The 17,932-nt window shown below is 39.4% G+C and carries 12 protein-coding genes; 11 read left to right on the top strand and 1 reads right to left on the bottom strand.

Going from position 1 to position 17,932, the window contains the following annotated elements:
* The first annotated feature begins 399 nt into the window (after positions 1-399).
* The 7 genes from JCM16456_RS09970 to tnpC all read left to right on the top strand — a co-directional run bounded on the left by JCM16456_RS09970 (position 400) and on the right by tnpC (position 7,895).
* The gene (locus tag JCM16456_RS09970; RefSeq protein WP_068714070.1) at positions 400-1,170 is read left to right on the top strand and encodes an IclR family transcriptional regulator; all 771 of its coding nucleotides are present in this window, start codon (positions 400-402) and stop codon (positions 1,168-1,170) included.
* A 21-nt stretch (positions 1,171-1,191) separates the two neighbouring features.
* The gene (locus JCM16456_RS09965) at positions 1,192-2,100 is read left to right on the top strand and encodes a dihydrodipicolinate synthase family protein (RefSeq protein ID WP_068714069.1); all 909 of its coding nucleotides are present in this window, start codon (positions 1,192-1,194) and stop codon (positions 2,098-2,100) included.
* Between the two features lie 13 nt (positions 2,101-2,113).
* Positions 2,114-4,072 carry a YjhG/YagF family D-xylonate dehydratase gene (locus JCM16456_RS09960; protein WP_068714068.1) on the top strand — a complete coding sequence of 653 codons (1,959 nt, stop codon included), beginning with the start codon at positions 2,114-2,116 and terminating at the stop codon, positions 4,070-4,072.
* Positions 4,073-4,179: 107 nt separating this feature from the next.
* Complete coding sequence (locus JCM16456_RS09955) at positions 4,180-5,529, top strand: gluconate:H+ symporter (RefSeq protein WP_068714067.1); 1,350 nt, start codon at positions 4,180-4,182, stop codon at positions 5,527-5,529.
* A gap of 82 nt (positions 5,530-5,611) precedes the next feature.
* On the top strand, positions 5,612-5,932 hold the full coding sequence (tnpA, locus tag JCM16456_RS09950; RefSeq protein ID WP_068713891.1) for an IS66 family insertion sequence element accessory protein TnpA: 321 nt from the start codon (positions 5,612-5,614) through the stop codon (positions 5,930-5,932).
* The gene (gene tnpB, locus JCM16456_RS09945; protein WP_068713892.1) at positions 5,929-6,282 is read left to right on the top strand and encodes an IS66 family insertion sequence element accessory protein TnpB; all 354 of its coding nucleotides are present in this window, start codon (positions 5,929-5,931) and stop codon (positions 6,280-6,282) included. Before tnpA ends, tnpB begins: the two co-directional genes overlap by 4 nt.
* A 59-nt stretch (positions 6,283-6,341) precedes the next feature.
* A complete protein-coding gene (gene tnpC, locus JCM16456_RS09940) occupies positions 6,342-7,895 on the top strand; it encodes an IS66 family transposase (RefSeq protein ID WP_068713893.1) in 1,554 nt (517 codons plus the stop codon).
* Between the two features lie 387 nt (positions 7,896-8,282).
* Here tnpC and JCM16456_RS09935 read toward each other — a convergent pair whose 3' ends face one another.
* Complete coding sequence (locus tag JCM16456_RS09935; RefSeq protein ID WP_068714066.1) at positions 8,283-9,842, bottom strand: DNA cytosine methyltransferase; 1,560 nt, start codon at positions 9,840-9,842, stop codon at positions 8,283-8,285.
* A gap of 816 nt (positions 9,843-10,658) precedes the next feature.
* Here JCM16456_RS09935 and JCM16456_RS09930 point away from each other — a divergent pair.
* From JCM16456_RS09930 to JCM16456_RS09915, 4 genes are read left to right on the top strand one after another with little or no spacing between them, the layout of a single operon-like run.
* Complete coding sequence (locus JCM16456_RS09930; protein WP_068714065.1) at positions 10,659-12,143, top strand: ATP-binding protein; 1,485 nt, start codon at positions 10,659-10,661, stop codon at positions 12,141-12,143.
* Positions 12,133-14,841: a Z1 domain-containing protein gene (locus JCM16456_RS09925; RefSeq protein WP_068714064.1), complete on the top strand. Its 2,709-nt coding sequence runs from the start codon at positions 12,133-12,135 to the stop codon at positions 14,839-14,841. The genes JCM16456_RS09930 and JCM16456_RS09925 overlap by 11 nt, the downstream gene beginning before the upstream one ends.
* Entirely contained in the window at positions 14,828-15,796 is a 969-nt protein-coding gene (locus tag JCM16456_RS09920) for a PD-(D/E)XK motif protein (RefSeq protein ID WP_068714063.1), read from the top strand. The genes JCM16456_RS09925 and JCM16456_RS09920 overlap by 14 nt, the downstream gene beginning before the upstream one ends.
* A 1-nt stretch (position 15,797) precedes the next feature.
* Positions 15,798-17,870, top strand: coding sequence for an AIPR family protein (locus JCM16456_RS09915; protein ID WP_068714062.1), 2,073 nt, complete (start codon positions 15,798-15,800; stop codon positions 17,868-17,870).
* Positions 17,871-17,932 lie beyond the last annotated feature (62 nt).

The following is a 17,932-nucleotide window of genomic DNA, read 5'->3' as shown; positions in this document are numbered from 1 at the left end:
GACATCACCACTTCTTATGGTATCTATAAGAAGTACCTCACATTTTCTCTAACCTACTAGCTTTTTTATAGAATCTAACTTATTGGTATATTGAACTATCACATGACTGAGAATATGCGACTAATGTCATTTAATTAATCTTTAATTAAGTTAATAATCGATACATTTTTTATTTGAATGATTCTTCCTTACAAATACATATAAATTATTATTTATTATGTCCTTATTAGTTATAAATTATTTTTTAAAATTAAGTGATCTATTTCAAATAAATTAAATTTCGTTTTAATCGCATATAACTATTGGGATTCTATTCTGGTTTTATTTTGGTTCAGCATGCTGAACTAAGTGTTTTATTCGCCGGTATATTATTTTAATCTAATTCGTATAGGATGAGTTATGGGTAATAGAGGTGGTACATCATTAATTAGAACTGAAGAGATATTAAGTTATATCAGTCACGCTGGTTCAGCTAGCTTTATGGATATAGTTTCCAATCTTAATATACCTAAAAGTAGTGCGTTGGTATTGCTTAATATAATGTGTGAAATTGGTTTTTTAATTAAAAATGAAAGTAAACAATATTCACTTGGTTTAAAGATATATGAGCTAGGATGTCAATCTATACATAAAAAAGATATTTTTGAAATTACCAAAAGGCCTATGACAGAACTTTCATATAAAAGCGGATTGATTTGTCATTTAGGAACAATTGAACGTAATCATGCGATTTACTTAGATAAAATTGAGTCTAGCTCTTCTGTACCAACTCGTAAAAGCTGGATAGGCAAAGAGTTGGAATTACATGTTACTGCGCTTGGTAAATCATTATTAGCTTGGAAAAGTGCTAGTGAGATTGATTATTACATAAACAATTGTTCATTGAGGTGTTATACAAAAAATACCATTGTTAATAAAATTGATTTTGTTAAAGAGTTAGAATTAACAAAAAGTAGAGGTTGGGCAATTGATAGGGAAGAGTCTGCATATAACTCTGTATGTATAAGTGCACCTATATTTGATATTTATCATCATGTAAATTATGCAATTTCATTATCAGGTAATCCTAATGTTTTCTCTCAAAGAAATATCAATAGCTATGTATTTCTTGTTAAAAAATATGCAGATAATATTTCTCGTGGCCTTGGTTATAAAAAGAGATTTAAATAGTTAAACTATTAAGGAATAAATATGAACAAAACCATTTTTCAAGGAATTATTCCTCCAGTTTCATCAACATTTGATGATAATGGAAATGTGGATAACAAATCCGCAGATAGAGTTGCTGACTTCTTGATTGAACAAGGCGTTAATGGGTTGTTTTATCTTGGGAGTGGCGGCGAATTTAGTCAAATGAATGGTCGTCAACGTCTTGAGATGGCTGAAGCAGGTGTTAAGGCTGCTCGAGGTCGAGTTCCTGTACTTATTGGGGTTGGGTCAACTAGCACAAAAGAAGCATTAGAGTTAACTCGTCATGCAGAAGAAATTGGCGCCAATGGTGTAATTGCTATAAACCCTTACTATTGGCAGGTTGGGGAGCGGAATTTAACTCATTATTATGATTCAATCGCTAGTGCCACAAAGCTGCCCATCATGTTATATAACTTTCCTAGCCTGACTGGCCAGGACCTGTCCCCTCAACTTGTAAAGCTGTTAGTATCAAAATATGACAATATTGTAGGAATAAAAGACACCATCGACAGTGTTGGTCACCTACGTTCAATGATCAATGAAGTTAAGTCTTATCGCCCAGATTTTTCAGTATTTTGTGGTTATGACGATCACTTACTGAATACACTTTTACTCGGTGGCGATGGTTCCATTACAGCTAGTGTTAATTTTGCACCCCAGTTATCGGTTGGTATATATCGTGCTGTCGTCGAAGGTGACTGGGCAACAGCAATTACTTTAAACAAAAAGTTACTTCAAATGCCTAGCTTATATGGTTTGGATAGCCCTTTCATTTCCATTATTAAACATGCAATGCAATATGTAGGATTGGACATCAACACCTATTGTCTTCCTCCAACACTTCCTCCATCTGAAACAACTAAAAATCAAGTTAAACAATTTCTTTCCCAACAAAAAATCATCGGATAGTAAGGGGAGCATTATGTCTGTAAATCATCTCTATGAAATAGAAAATGATGAAATTTATACGATCAGAACTCATGCAAAGGGTCCTACAGGAAATTTGCCTTTGACGGGCGATATGCTTATCAATAAACCTAGCGGTGATATTTTCGGTATGACGATGAATGCCGGTATGGGATGGAAGCCGGAAAAATTACTCGGAGATGAGGTGCTCTTACTAAGCACGTTAGGGGGAATGCGTAATAGTGATGGTTCTCCGACTGCATTAGCATTGCATCAAGGTCACTATGAATTAGATATTCAGATGAAAGCAGCCGCTGATACGTTAACTAACCACAATGCTATCCCATATGCTGTTTATGTTTCTGACCCTTGTGATGGTCGAACACAAGGTACTACAGGTATGTTTGATTCATTGCCATATAGAAATGATGCATCTATGGTAATGCGTCGTTTAATTCGCTCACTTCCTACGGCGAAAGCAGTAATTGGTGTTGCTAGTTGTGATAAAGGTTTGCCAGCAACAATGATGGCGTTAGCGTCACAGCATGATAAAGCGGCTGTTCTTATTCCAGGTGGTTCAACATTACCTGCAGTTCATGGTGAAGATAATGGTAAAGTTCAGACTATAGGAACGAGGTTTGCCAATAATGAACTATCACTTGAACAAGCTTGTCGTCTGGGGTGTTCAGCATGTGCTTCATCTGGTGGTGGTTGTCAATTTCTTGGAACAGCAGGTACATCCCAAGTCGTTGCTGAAGGTCTCGGTTTAGCTCTTCCTCATTCTGCTCTTGCACCATCAGGAGAGCCTGTCTGGGTTGATATTGCACAACGATCTGCAACTGCTGTTGTGGATTTGTTAAAGCAAAATATCACTATGCGAGACATTTTGACGGATAAGGCAATCGAAAATGCCATGATGGTGCATGCTGCATTTGGTGGCTCGACCAATTTACTACTCCATATACCTGCGATAGCACATCAAGCTGGCTGCAAAATTCCGACAGTAGAAGATTGGATTCGAATTAATCGAGAAGTTCCTCGATTAGTCAGTGTGCTACCAAATGGACCTGTTTATCATCCTACAGTTAATGCATTTATGGCCGGTGGTGTACCAGAAGTCATGCTACATCTTCGCAGCCTAGGGTTGCTTCATGAAGATGTATTAACGGTAACAGGAAGTACATTGCGAGAAAATCTAGATTGGTGGGAACAATCTGAAAGAAGGGGCACTTTCAAACAGCTTCTTGAACGCCAGGAGCAGGTGAGTGCAGATGATGTCATTATGTCTCCTCAACGAGCTAAAGAAAAAGGTCTCACGTCCACAATTACATTCCCTATCGGCAACATTGCCCCAGAAGGTTCTGTTATTAAGTCAACTGCGATAGATCCTTCGGTGATAAATGAAGAGGGTATCTATTATCACAAAGCTCCAATAAAAACATACCTTTCTGAAAAATCAGCTGTTTACGATATTAAACACCATAAGGTAAAAGCTGGAGATATTTTGGTCATCATGGGTACAGGACCTTCAGGAACCGGTATGGAAGAAACCTATCAAGTTACTAGTGCGTTAAAGCACCTTTCTTATGGTAAAGAAGTATCGTTGATCACAGACGCTCGTTTTTCTGGAGTTTCAACAGGTGCATGTATCGGTCATGTTGGACCTGAGGCATTAGCTGGCGGTCCGATCAGCAAGTTAAAAGATGGCGATATTGTTGAGATTAAGATTGACTGCAAGAATTTGACGGGAAGTGTGAACTTCCTTGGAGATGGAGAGCATGAGCTTTCTCCGCAAGAAGGCGCAAAAGAATTAGCTCGTCGTCAATCAAATCCTAATTTACAGCCCGATCCACTATTGCCGGAAGATACTCGTTTATGGGCATTACTTCAATCACTCAGCGGTGGTACTTGGCGCGGTTGTATTTACGATGTCGATATGATTTCCGAATCTATAGCCAAGCTAAAACAAAAATAAGAAACCTGCAGCTGATAGTTCAAATATAAAAATACCAGTAGTTCTATCAGCTGTAGCTCGACAGAAACATCTACCTACACATAAACCTACATCTATGAGGTAATCATATGCCTTTGTTTATTATTGCAGTTAGTATTGCAGTACTTCTGCTGCTTACAATAAAACTAAAGCTAAATACTTTTATTTCTTTAATTTTGGTTTCAATTGGGGTCGCAGTTGCTAGTGGTATGCCATCAGGAAAAATAGTGAGTACTATCGAGTCTGGAATGGGCGGTACTTTGGGAAGTATTGCATTGATTTTCGGCTTTGGTGTTATGCTCGGCAGGTTATTAGCCGATGCTGGTGGCGCTCAGCGTATTGCGCTCACTATGATTGATTTCTTTGGTAAAAAAAGACTAGAGTGGGCTGTTGTTTTCTCTGCTTTTATCATTGGTATTGCACTATTTTTCGAAGTGGGTTTAATCTTGTTAATCCCAATTGTATTCGCCATTGCGCGTGAAGCGAAAATTTCCCCAATGATGCTGTGTCTATCTATGTTATCTGGGTTATTGGTAGCACATGGTTTTCTTCCCCCTCATCCTGGACCAACAGTTATTGCTAAAGAATATGGAGCTGATATCGGACATGTTCTCGTTTATGGCTTAATGGCTGGCTTGCCAACATTTATTATTGCAGGTCCTATCTTAAACAAATTTTGTAAACGTATTATTCCTGATGCTTTTGTGAAAATGGGTAGTTTGCAATCACTTGGTACTCCGAAAGAATTTAGTGAAGATGAAATGCCTGGATTTGGTATTAGCTTTTTGACAGCAATGTTGCCAGTAATAATGATGGGTTGTATTACGATTTATAAAATGGAAGTGTCGGTTGGATCTGCTCACCAGAATATGTTGTATTCAATTCTGAACTTTTTGGGTAATTCAACTATCGCTATGTTGATCTCTTTACTGTTTGCATTTTACACAATGGGGATTAAGCGAAATAAGTCTGTATCTGAACTGATGAACTCGTGCTCAAGTGCAATCGCTGGTATTGCAGGGCTTCTGTTTATTATCGGTGGTGGTGGTGCGTTTAAGCAAGTATTGATAGGTTCAGGCGCTGGTGATTATATAGCTTCACTTGTATCTGGAACTGATATTAATCCTCTTATTCTAGCTTGGGGTGTTGCTGCTCTACTGCGTATCTGTCTAGGTTCTGCCACTGTTGCAGCTATTTCAACATCGGGTTTAGTTCTTCCTCTACTAGCTGTTCACTCGGATGTGAATTTGGCTCTAGTCACTCTAGCTACAGGCGCAGGCTCTTGTATTTGTTCTCATGTTAATGATGCAAGTTTTTGGATGATCAAAGACTTTTTCGGTTTAACAGTAAAAGAGACGGTTCTTTCTTGGACTTTGATGTCTACCGTTATGTCATTAGTAGGTATATCACTCATTATGATGCTTAGTACGGTGGTTTAATAGTAAGCGCACCACAAACCCCACATTCTAAACAGGCTTTGCCCACTCTATGATCACATCTCCAATCCAAAGGAGATGTGACATGAATAAACGACGCACCGACCAAGAATGGCTTTCGCTGATTGAGCAATGCCAAGCCAGTTCGCTCACACAACAAGCTTTTTGCCAAAAACACGACATTAGCGTATCGACGTTTTACGCTAAGCGGCAGCAGTTGAGTGTTAACCCATCCCCAACTCAGAGTGGCTTCGTTAAGGCCGAAATTATTGAAAAAACCACCTGTCGCAAGGTGACCCAGACGTGGGTAGCCAACATGACTTTGATGGTAAATAACGTCGAATTGAGTATTCCTCAAGGCACGCCACCACACTATCTTGCAGAGTTGATTGGAGCCTTGTCATGAAACGCATGATGACCGCGCCAGTGGTGTATTTATACCGTGAGTTTGTCGATTTCAGAAAATCTATCAATGGTCTGGCGCTGTTGATTGAATCTGAAACCGACCTCGAATTGGGCTCAGGGGCTTTGTTCCTCTTCACCAATAAACAACGCGATAAAATCAAAGTTCTGTATTGGGACCAAACGGGTTATGCGCTCTGGTATAAACGCCTCGAAAAAGCCAAGTTTAAGTGGCCAACACAAGAGAAAAACACGGTGTTTACCTTAACGCAATTTGACCTCGACAGGCTGCTTTCTGGCTTCACAATAATCGGCCATAAACCGGTAAAAATCGACAGTTTTACAATGGGTTAATGGCAAAAAAAGTCAGATAAACCAAGCCTTTTTTATCGGTATAAAGTACAATAACCACCATGAAAAAGACGACCCCCGACATCAATCCAGACAGCCAAAACATCGCGGAACTTCAAGCGATGGTGAAGGCGTTGATGTCTGAGCAAGCCGCTTGGCAGCAAAAAGAATCGCAGTGGCAACAAGAGCGCCAATCCTTAATTGAGCAGTTCAAACTGGCACTTGACCGTCAGTTCGCCAAACGCTCTGAAGCGTTAAAACCGTATAACGAAGCTCAGGGCGACTTCTTTAATGAAGTGGAATGCGAAGCGGAGAACGTCGAGGAAGAAGTGGTGACCACGACGACCACAACAAAGCGCCGTGGTAAACGCAAGTCATTACCGAAAGACTTACCTCGCGAAACCGTGGTGCTTGACCTGGATGAGCACGATAAAAATTGTCCTTGCTGCCAGCATTCTCTGCATCAAATCGGGGAAGACCGTAGCGAGAAACTGGAGTTCACGCCTGCAGTCCTCAAAGTTATCGAATACGTTCGTCCTAAATACGCGTGCCGTCATTGTGAGCAACACAGTGAGACTAACCCAGTTCACCAACAGCCAGCACCCGAGAGCATTATCCCGAAAAGCTTCGCCACAGAAAGCTTGCTGGCCAATATCATCTTGGGTAAATACCAGTACGCATTGCCGCTTTATCGACAAGAAACCTTGTTCACGCAATCGGGTATCGATTTATCAAGAACCACTATGGCTCGCTGGGTTATCCAAGTCAGTGAGAAGTTCCAACCCTTGTACCAAGCCTTAAAAACGCACTTACTTGAGCAAGTGGTGGTTCATGCCGATGAAACCCCGTTGAATGTTCTTCAAGAAGAGAAGCGCAGTTACATGTGGCTTTACTGCTCAGGAGCTGACTCTCCGCAAGCTGGTTTACCGGATATGAAAAACATCGTCTTGTACGACTATCAAAACAGTCGCGCGAGAGCGTGCCCAATGGACTTCTTGGGAGATTACTCGGGTTACCTGCAAACTGATGGTTATGCGGCGTACGATGGTCTCACTCAAGTGACGAATGTTGGTTGCTTCGCTCATGCTCGCCGTAAGTTCATGGAGGCAAAAAAGATTCAGGGAAAAGGCAAGACTGGGAAAGTGGATATCGCGCTAGCAAAAATCCAAAAACTCTATGCGCTTGAAGCTCGCTTAAAACAGTCGTCAGCTGAAGAGCGTTGGTCAGAAAGACAAACACACGCCAAACCAATATTGGACGACCTGTATCAATGGCTCACGACACAGAAAGTGTTCGAATCCAGCCCACTGGGTAAAGCGATTAAATACACCTTGGGTCAATGGCCAAAGTTGGTGCGTTATGTGGATGATGGGCACTTATCCATCGACAACAATCGAGCAGAACGTGCGATAAAATCAATGGTCATTGGCCGAAAAAATTGGCTCTTCGCCAACACATCAAAAGGTGCTGATGCTAGCGCATTACTCTATAGCATCATCGAGACGGCTAAAGCCAATGGGCTCATTCTCTACGATTACATGGTCAAGTGCATGAAAGAGCTGGCGAAAGCAGAGCCCGACATTGACTCACTTCTTCCGTGGAACTTCTCACATTAAAACGCCCCGTGTGTTCATGGGGCGCTTACGTTTAATATCACACATGTCATTTAAAAAAGAACGTTGGTTACTATTGTAATCAACGGTCTTTTTTGTTGAGTAATGTTGACTGATTTGTGATCCAACTACTAAATAGATTATGTAGCAGAGTCGGATATGGTATTGCCAAGATCTTGTTGTGTAAATGAACTAGCTTGGCATTGTTCAATCATAGACAGCCATTCTTGGTCGGTGCGTCATATTTATATCACATTTCCTTTAGGTTGGAGATGTGATTGTCGAGTGGACGAAGCCTGATTAGGATATGGGGTTTGCGATATACTTATGATATATCCCAGTTCTGGCTACAATATTAAAATTTTAATGTCAGCACTATTTTCTCAGAGTTTAATTATGTCTATCTTCGAGCAAATTCAATACAATTTTACCGATCTGTCGAGCTAAATAAGGTGGTACGGCATTTCCCACTTGGACATATTGTTGAGTTCGGTTTCCTTCAAAAAAGTAATTGTCCGGAAATGTTTGTAATCTTGCAGCCTCACGAACAGTCAGGCTTCGACATTGTTTTGGGTCATAGTGGATAAAATAATGACCGTCTTTAGATATATGGCTGGTTACTGTTGTGGAATAACGGTTAGCCGACTGGACTCGAAAACGATCTGCATGTTTTCCTGTCTTCCAGTTTGCATGTTCTGGAGCTAATGCTGCAGGAAAGTCTTTCGATTTTGGTGATATTCCCTCATTTAGTGAAGAATATGCAGCGCAAAATGCATAACGCAGTAAATCTGCTTCAATATGTCCACGGGTTTCGTGATTAAGTACTGTTCCTAAATCAGGATCAATTAGCCATGTTTTTAATGGTTCTTGAATTCGGCATAATCTGATATCAGCATGTTTATTGCTTTTGCGAGGCAGTCCTGAATATGGTTTCAAGTCCAGTTCATCTATCTGTTCTGCACTATATCCTTCTTCTTGGAGAATTTTTTCTAAAAGTTGTGCATTATCAGATACTGTTTTTTCCCAATCCGAAACAGCGTCTGTTCTTTTAGAAAATCCGCTTCTAAGTTCAGGAAGATCATCTAATATGTTTTTAACGTTTAATTCAGCATTGTCTTTTTCTGTTAAAGTTCCTGGTATTGCTTTTATATCTTCACGAACACCAAGAAGAATCACCCTGTGACGAGCTTGTGGAATACCAAATCTTTCAGAGCGAATCAGAAAGTCTGAAGTATTTGGATACTGTGGATTCTCAGGATTTTTTGCTTCAGTAACAAGCGAATAAATTCTGTAGCTTTTTCCGGTATTGTCTCCATCTAGGGCAACTTTGCCTGGATGACGTAAATCATCCAGTATGGAAGGGAACATTATTTGACCGTTAATTTTGGCTGATAATATACCTTTTACATTTTCCATAACAAATACATCTGGCTGTGCTATTGAAAGTACCTGTAAATATTCTTTGTATAAAAAATGACGCTTATCTTTTTCAGCAACATAATCTTTTATACCGGCATTACGTGAACGACCGGCTAATGAATATGCCTGGCATGGAGGACCACCAATAACAACTTTGGGACCATCATGAGCAGAAACTAATTCTTTAATTCTCTTGTGAATTAGGTCATTGTCTTTGCCCAGTTCAGTTGGACCATCAAGTGTTTCCTGGACTGCTTCTGCAGATTCTGTCGGATGCTTCGTTAATAATTGATCTCTGGTAATCAGACCTTTTACGTAATCGTAATAATCAGTCATAGCATTTTGTTTATGTCTGATCTTGCGGAAAAATGCTCGAGTAGTTAACGTCCGGTGAGCGCTGGCTTCTCTTTCAACTGATATACCAATTTTAAAAGGATAAACACCATCGGAAGTTTCAACTGAAGACACGCCTTCACCGAGTCCACCCGGACCAGCAAATAGATCTATGACTAAAATTTCACCCGATTTCATTATGTTATCCTCTCCAAATTGCTAGGCAATAATACCAGGCTTATTTTCTGGAGCAAGTAGGCAATTACAAAAACATCACTCACGGGTCAAGATATGGGCGTATAACTATTTTTTATAAGTTGCCTTTCAAATCAGTGTGCAAAAATTAGTCTCCTACCACTGATTTCTGTTGCTTCAGGTTCAGAAAGGAAAAAAGTTTTAATCAGTGAAAGTAAATATTTTCGGATAGTGTTTTCCTTACCTCTGAGAGCACATGCCCAGATAAACCTGCCCCAGATACAATAGGATGTAATTGATTGTACTATTTCACTTACCATCTTTGCGAATACCTCCCTGATGCTACTCCAGAAATCTGTTCTTGTTCTAGGTAATCGGCACAGTCATGCATGTGGCAGAAGCGGTCACATAAACATCTCTGGTTGTGTATTCCTTTTTATTGCTCTCATATTTTTGAAACAGACTTATTGGTCATGTACGTCCGTTTACTTTCCATAGATATATTATGTGGTTAGAGCGATTGGCAATACATTTATCTAAATCATTGTTTAAACGAATTTTTATTATGTATACTAATTTGATATATGCATGCAAGCGAATGTGAAATATTTTTCATTTCTAACACCGACGGTTTCAAAGTGGTATTAGGTAAGTTTAATATCTCTACCGATTTGATGAATGTTATAAAGTTACATCAATGTGTTCGGAAACAATCGAACCGATATATGCCCCTTTGTTACCTAGGAGCAAAGATTGTGAAAAGCAAAATTCCTCATTGATGTCTTGGAACTAATTAAATTACTTCTGCCGGGGGGACTAATGGCAAAAGAACTCATGTTGCCACCAAGTGCTTCGTCATTGTCTGAGTCTATGAGAGACCTCGGATATTCTTTGGCGACAGCTGTTGCCGACATAATAGATAACAGTATTACTGCTGGAGCAACAGAAGTAGATGTCTACTGTGATTTGAATTGTAAAATACCAATATTGGCTATCCTAGACAACGGCAAAGGTATGACTGAGGATGAGCTTCTTCTCGCAATGAAACATGGCTCATCTAACCCCAAACAAGCCAGAGACCCTAATGATTTAGGTCGATTTGGTTTGGGTATGAAGACAGCATCTTTTTCTCAGTGCAGAAATTTAACAGTCGTAAGCTCTATAAAATCAAAAATGTGTGGGGCTGAGTGGGATCTGGATCATGTCAGTGAGAGGGATGATTGGTACCTATCGATTTTGGATGACAACGATATTCAAAAAATATCGTATTTGGATCAGTTAGGAGAAACTGGAACGGCAGTTGTTTGGACGAAGTTAGATCGGCTATTTGAAGACCAGTATGGTAGTAAACGAGATGAAATAGTTTTTGAAAAACTGGATCTTGTCGATCGTCATTTATCTTTGGTTTTCCATAGATTTCTTGCAGGTGAAGTTAAGCATCATCCAAGGTTCGCAATTCGAATAAATGGACATGTTGTAAAAGCATTCGATCCGTTCTGTCGAAAAATTAAAGCGACACAGGTACTTCCAGAAGAAATAGTCAGAATTAATGGTATGGAAGTAATGATACAGCCATACATATTACCGCATCATAGTAAGCTCACGGCTACAGAATATGACTTCTACGAAGACCGTAGCAGTTTTATCTCAAATCAAGGAGCATATATCTACCGGAATAGCAGGCTTATGGCTTGGGGAGACTGGTTCAGATTAGTTCCAAAAGGTGAATCTACCAAGCTTGCCAGAATTCAGATCGATTTTCCAAATGCTCTTGATGAAAGTTGGACAATTGATATCAAAAAATCAAGAGCGAGACCACCAAATGAAGTAAGGGAAAGACTTAGGCAGATCATATCTAAAGTTACAGACACTAGTACTAGAATTCATCGAGGCAGAGGGCAAAAGCTTTTTCAGGATTCTCTCGAACCTATTTGGGAGCGGTATGCTGATAAGGAACGAGTTCGATTTGAGTTGAATTTATCTCATCCTCTTTTACAGAGTCTAAAGAATGGTTTGTCGGACTGGCAGTCCTCGATCTTGAATTCATATCTGGAAGCTGTTTCAGCAGCAATTCCAGTGGAGATGATCTACTCGGATTACTCTTCGGCACCTAGAAGCGTTGATCAGTTCTCAATAGAAAAAAACAATGTTTTGCAAAAGCTTGAAGAACTTAGAAGGTCTTTATTTGGTTCTGGTGAGGTGAATGTCGATACTTTTCGGAGCGTAGTTGACTCTGTACGTATGTTTGATGCTCACAAAGAACTAGTAGAACAATATTATGAAGGGATAAAAAATGGGGAATGATAAAGAAAACTTGGAGGCAAAAAAGAATTTTACTGTTTCCTTGATCACTGCGGCAAAAGCACGTTGGTCAGATTATGTTCCAACACGAGAAGAAGTTGATGCCTTAGCTGTCGATCTAGCAAAGATATTAGGTCTTGATGAACATGATGCAGTAAGTTGTGCTAATGACGCTTACTATGAAATAGATTCCAGAATGGGATTGGGTATTTCGCTTGTCGATCCTGAGGCAACTCATGATAAAGAATGGGTTTATAAGCGTAAGGATATTGAATGGTTTTATTCTGATGCATATGAAAAGCACCTAAAAAAAGAGAAGTGGTCTCCTACAGTTGTTCAGTCTTTGAGTGATGTTGGTACGAAAATACTTGGTCATCTTCAAGACCCAACATCACCCGGCGTTTGGGATCGACGTGGATTGGTGATTGGTCACGTGCAATCGGGTAAAACAGCGAATTACTTAGGATTGGTGGCAAAAGCTGCTGATGCTGGATACAAATTCATTATAGTTATAGCTGGTGTTCATAATAATCTTCGTAGGCAGACTCAAGAGCGGGTTGATGAAGGTTTTGTAGGTCGTACTAAGTATGAAGAAGGCTGGAAGACGGTTGGTGTTGGTCATGGTTTTAATAATGATGAACACCCAATCTCTCTCACTAATATTTATTCAGATTTTAGTAAGCGAACTGCTGATGATAGCGGTTGGACAATCAACAATTATAATAATCCGGTTGTCTTGGTTATTAAGAAAAATGTTTCAACTCTTAAGTCTCTTTACCGTTGGCTGGACGAGCTTAATACTAAAGGACTAGGAAGAATCTCTGACGTCCCAATGCTAATGATTGATGATGAAGCTGATAATGCATCAATTAACACCAAAAAAGAAGATAATGACCCGACACAAACAAACCGAAGAATTAGAGAAATTTTAAGTCTGTTTGAAAAGTCCTCTTACGTGGGGTATACGGCAACGCCGTTTGCTAATATTTTTATTAATCCAGATGCTTATGGTGATGAGAAGCTACGCGAAGAACTCTTTCCCAGAGACTTTATTTATTGCCTTGATGCCCCTACAACATATTTTGGCCCTGATAGGGTTTTCCTAGACGATGATAGTTCTACTCGGATTCTGGAACCGATTAAAGACGCAGAAAATTATATTCCTTTTGTTCATAGAAAAGATTTTGATGTATTAGACTTACCACCTTCGCTCTACAAAGCTATTAGACAATTTGTTGTAGTCAAAACGATTAGAAATCTAAGAGGACAACAGCAAAAACATTGCTCAATGCTTGTAAATGTTTCACGGTTTGTAGACGTTCAAGCATTAGTACGCACTCACATCAACGTGTATCTCAAAAAATTGAAGGAAGCAATCAAGGCAAACTATCTGATGCCTGATGCTGTATCCCAGAAAAATGAGAATATGGCTCAGTTAAAGAAGGTTTTTGAATCTGATTTTGTGGATGTTGGTGTTTCTTGGGAAGAACTAAAACCTGCTTTATGTGACTCTGCTGACTCGATAAGAACTTTTGTTGTAAATAGTAAGTCTGATGAGCCTCTTGATTATAAAAAATATGAAAGAGATGGTCATGGTTTGACAGCTATAGCTGTAGGTGGATTAAGTCTTTCTCGTGGGCTTACTATCGAAGGTTTATGTATTAGTTACATGTACAGAAATACTAAAATGTATGACACGCTCATGCAGATGGGCCGTTGGTTCGGTTATCGTTCTGGCTATGATGATTTGTGTAGGGTTCATTTACCTCAGGACTCCATAGACTGGTATTCCCATATTGCTATTTCTTCAGAAGATCTGCGAGATCAAGTCATACAGATGAGACTTGATGGATTGAGCCCTAAAGATTTTGGTTTATATGTGATGTCACATCCTGATACTTTGCTGGTTACCGCTGCAAATAAGATGAGATCTGCGGAAAATATCACTGTTCGGCAGAGCTACAGTGAGAAGGCTGTCGAGAGTGATATCCTTCCAAATGAAATATCAAAAAATAATTTTAATCGAGATTTAATCGTTAGATATTGGAAAGATGACTTTGGTGTAAAAGATAGAGGTTTTTTACCTTCAGAGGAAGGTAAAGGCTGGTATTTAAGTAGTGCTGATACAAGATCCATTATCAAATTTCTGAATGAGTTTAAATGCGTTTCTAAAATGTCGGACAAGAAAAACTTTGCTCTAAAGTATTTAAATTCAATTGTAACCAGATTTCCATATTCTGATGTTGTCTTAATATCAGAAAAGGAAAGTACGACAGAACACGATTATTCTTTGAGTCCAAATCGACGGAAAGCTACTTATTCAGAAAAAGATAATACTTGGAGTGTTAACCAAGGAAGAGTTGGTGGTCGACATGAACATTATGGTTTGTCTGAACCACAAAAAGATAATGCTATGAAAAAAGCCGTCACCGATGCCAAAGAAAAAGGGAAGGAAATTAAAAAACCAGCTGACAGGTACTACAGGGTGGAGAGAAATAAGCCACTACTAATGATTTACAACTTGAATCTGGTTGATGGTGAAAAATCGAATTTTCCAGTTCCTGCCTTCGTTTTAAGCTTTCCTAAGGTAGATTATTTCCACACAGTTTCTGTAGTAGCAAATAGAGTGTATTTGGGAAAATCGATTGGGGTGGATTTAGATACTTTGATTCGAGATGAGGCTGCAGATGACGAGGAATAGGCCTTGGGATGATATAAAGACACCTACTGAAGATTTAAGTGTAAGGCAAATCAGAGACAGTCAATATCTTCCGTTGTATTGGGGGAAGGATGTAAATGGGCGATGTGTTTTTATTTATGAAATTAATGAAGATGGAACCAAGATATTTCAGGAAAACCTAGTATGCATTCATGGGATCAAAATCGACTTTAGAGTGCTTAGTACTACTGGAAATCAAGGCCTGATTTTGGTTCTGGAAAAACATGTAGATCAAGATCTCTTTTACAGCTTATGCGAAACTTTGGTTGATGAACTCTCTAAGATATCAGATCCGTTGGTTGGCTTGTCAGTTGCCCTTTCTCAGATAAAACGATGGAAAGCATTTTTGGCAGGAAAACAAAGTCGTGTACTGAGTGCAGAAGAAATAAGGGGACTGTTCAGTGAACTTAAGTTTCTACAACAGATGCTTGACCAAATGGATAACGAACTGGATGCATTAGATTCATGGCAGGGCCCCGAAGCATCTCATCAGGATTTTATATTTTCAGATACCGCTGTAGAAGTTAAATCACTTTCCGGTCGTGAGAGAAATACAGTAAAAATATCTTCAGAAGATCAGCTCGAAAGCTTGAGTAGCAGTCTGTTTCTTAAAGTCTTTAGGTTGATTGATATGCCTGAATCAAAAGCGTCAATTTCCTTGAACGAATTAGTAAAGATAGTTGAGGAGACACTAACGGAGGCTGAAGCTATAGATATGTTTGATACCAAACTGGCTAAAGTCGGGTATGTAAAGATGCTCAATTACGATAAGCCTAAATTTGTCATTGCTGAAGAACAAACGTATCGAGTCGAAGGCGAGTTTCCAAAGATTGTTAGATCTGAGTTAAGTGAGGGTCTTATAAGAGTTGGTTATGAAATTAAGTTAGAAAGCATTCGGGGTTTTTTATGCGAAGATAAGCATGTATGGGGGAAGTAAAATGGAACAGTCCGTCCAGGAGTTTTTTCATGATTTCAAACAGGATTTGTTAGCTGGTGCAGAAGCTAGTAGCAGTTTTCAATTGTCGCAGTTTTTGGAAACCGTTGCACAAGAGTTGATAGATACAGGATTTCTGGAAGGGTTTGAACTTTGTCACTATCGTGCACAAAAAGGAATGAGAGTTGATGGTTATTGGTTTAATGATGAAGGAACATTAGATCTCTTTATAGCTGACTTCGATTGTAGAGAAGAGTTGGGATCACTGACGAAAACTAACGTTGATAGCGCTTTCAGACGAGTGGCAAAATTTTTTGAGTCGAGTAAAAACAAAGAATTGTTCAAAGATCTCGAAGAGACTGCTCCTGTGTATGGCCTATCAAGGCAGCTCTATGATCGCGGAAGGGCAATAAGAAAGGTTAATTTTTATTTGTTTTCTGAGCAAGCGCTGAGCGGACGAGTTAGCGCAATTGAAGATGGCGAAATTGCTGGTGTGCCAGCTTCATATCATATTTGGGATGTGTCGAGGCTACAACGACAACAAAGCTCTCGAGGTCATAAGGAAATCCTTGATATAAATTTCCCTGATGCTTATGGAACAGGGGTTTCATGTCTGCCAGCTCATTTAGGTTCAGATTCTTACAAATCTTATCTGATAGTAATCCCAGCAACTATTTTGTCAGCTATGTATGAAAAATATGGTGCTCGTTTGCTAGAGCAAAACGTTCGATGTTTTTTACAAGCACGAGGTAATGTTAACAAAGGCATCAGAAGTACTATTATCAATGAGCCGCAAATGTTCTTTGCATACAACAATGGTATTACAGCCACTGCTCAGGAGGTAGAAGTCAGACAAGGGGATTCTGGGCTTGAGGTAGTGAGTATGAAAGATCTGCAAATAGTGAATGGTGGTCAAACTACAGCTTCTCTATTTCACACGAGTCGTAAAGATAATGTTTCACTTGAAGGTATTTTTGTTCAGATGAAACTATCTGTTATTGATAGTGAACAAAGCGAAATAGTAGTACCTAAAATCTCGGAATATGCAAACACCCAGAACAAGGTTAATGCTGCTGATTTTTTCTCAAATCATCCTTTTCATATTCGCATGGAAGAGTTTTCGAGACGTATATGGGCTCCTGCCAAGCAAGGAGCATTACGTGAGACTAAGTGGTTCTATGAGCGAGCTCGTGGTCAATATGCTGATGCACAGAGTAAGCTTACTCAAGGTGAAAAGAAAAAGTTCCAAGCAGAAAATCCCAAGCTGCAGATGTTTACTAAAACCGATCTGGCTAAATTTGAGAATGTTTGGGATGACGCTCCTAGGTTCGTTAACCTCGGAGCCCAGAAAAACTTTGCACAATATGCGAAGCGAATTGGTTCTGAATGGGTAAAATCACCTGAAGCGTTTAGCGAGTTTTATTATAAAAGAGCCATCGCTCGTGCCATCCTCTTTAGAAAAACAGAAAAGCTGGTTTCCGCTCAACCATGGTACAACGGCGGCTATAGAGCAAATATTGTAGCTTATACTTTAGCTCTTCTAGGGCACTATGCGTCCAAGCTCGGTAAGTCTATAGATTTCATGCGGATATGGAGTGCTCAGTTCATTGCTGATGATTTGGAGCGAGCGATCGAGGTTACCTCTGAACTAGTGCATGATGAGATAACTCAACCTCAACAAGGAATTTCTAACGTTACTGAGTGGTGTAAAAAAGAAGGGTGCTGGCAAAGATTAAAAGAAAGATCTGCTGAACTTGAAGATGTTCTGTCACAAGATTTTAAGGATAGTCTAATTTCAAATGACCTTGTGTTGAGTGAGACAAAACAAGCACGAAAAGTACAGAAAATGGATGATGGAATAGAAGCTCAGAAGATGGTACTGAATATTTCAGCCATAAAGTGGAAAAGGTTATTGGAACGATTTAGCTCTGCTGTGACTTTATCCCATAAAGATATTGGGATTTTAAACGTTGCCGTTCAGATCCCGAATAAAATACCAACAGAAAAACAGAGTTTAATTCTTGTCGATTTGCTCAAAAGGGCTAAAGATGAAGGAATAGAGATTGAAAATTTATAGTTAATTATATTTGGCCATTGTTCTAATCGGTGTATGAGTTTGATTGTATCCACCCCATGCTC

This window comes from Vibrio tritonius, from assembly GCF_001547935.1.
In the GTDB taxonomy this organism is placed as follows: Bacteria; Pseudomonadota; Gammaproteobacteria; order Enterobacterales; family Vibrionaceae; genus Vibrio; species Vibrio tritonius.
The sequence above is the reverse complement of the archived record's forward strand: the minus strand, read 5'-3'. Positions and strand labels throughout refer to the sequence as shown.

Bases quoted from the DNA above. Each gene is read 5' to 3' on its own strand.
- JCM16456_RS09970 (WP_068714070.1), top strand. From the start codon at position 400: ATGGGTAATAGAGGTGGTACATCATTAATTAGAACTGAAGAGATATTA.
- tnpB (WP_068713892.1), top strand. From the start codon at position 5,929: ATGAAACGCATGATGACCGCGCCAGTGGTGTATTTATACCGTGAGTTT.
- JCM16456_RS09930 (WP_068714065.1), top strand. From the start codon at position 10,659: ATGGCAAAAGAACTCATGTTGCCACCAAGTGCTTCGTCATTGTCTGAG.
- tnpC (WP_068713893.1), top strand. From the start codon at position 6,342: ATGAAAAAGACGACCCCCGACATCAATCCAGACAGCCAAAACATCGCG.
- JCM16456_RS09915 (WP_068714062.1), top strand. From the start codon at position 15,798: ATGGAACAGTCCGTCCAGGAGTTTTTTCATGATTTCAAACAGGATTTG.
- JCM16456_RS09960 (WP_068714068.1), top strand. From the start codon at position 2,114: ATGTCTGTAAATCATCTCTATGAAATAGAAAATGATGAAATTTATACG.
- JCM16456_RS09965 (WP_068714069.1), top strand. From the start codon at position 1,192: ATGAACAAAACCATTTTTCAAGGAATTATTCCTCCAGTTTCATCAACA.
- tnpA (WP_068713891.1), top strand. From the start codon at position 5,612: ATGAATAAACGACGCACCGACCAAGAATGGCTTTCGCTGATTGAGCAA.
- JCM16456_RS09925 (WP_068714064.1), top strand. From the start codon at position 12,133: ATGGGGAATGATAAAGAAAACTTGGAGGCAAAAAAGAATTTTACTGTT.
- JCM16456_RS09920 (WP_068714063.1), top strand. From the start codon at position 14,828: ATGACGAGGAATAGGCCTTGGGATGATATAAAGACACCTACTGAAGAT.
- JCM16456_RS09935 (WP_068714066.1), bottom strand. From the start codon at position 9,842: ATGAAATCGGGTGAAATTTTAGTCATAGATCTATTTGCTGGTCCGGGT.
- JCM16456_RS09955 (WP_068714067.1), top strand. From the start codon at position 4,180: ATGCCTTTGTTTATTATTGCAGTTAGTATTGCAGTACTTCTGCTGCTT.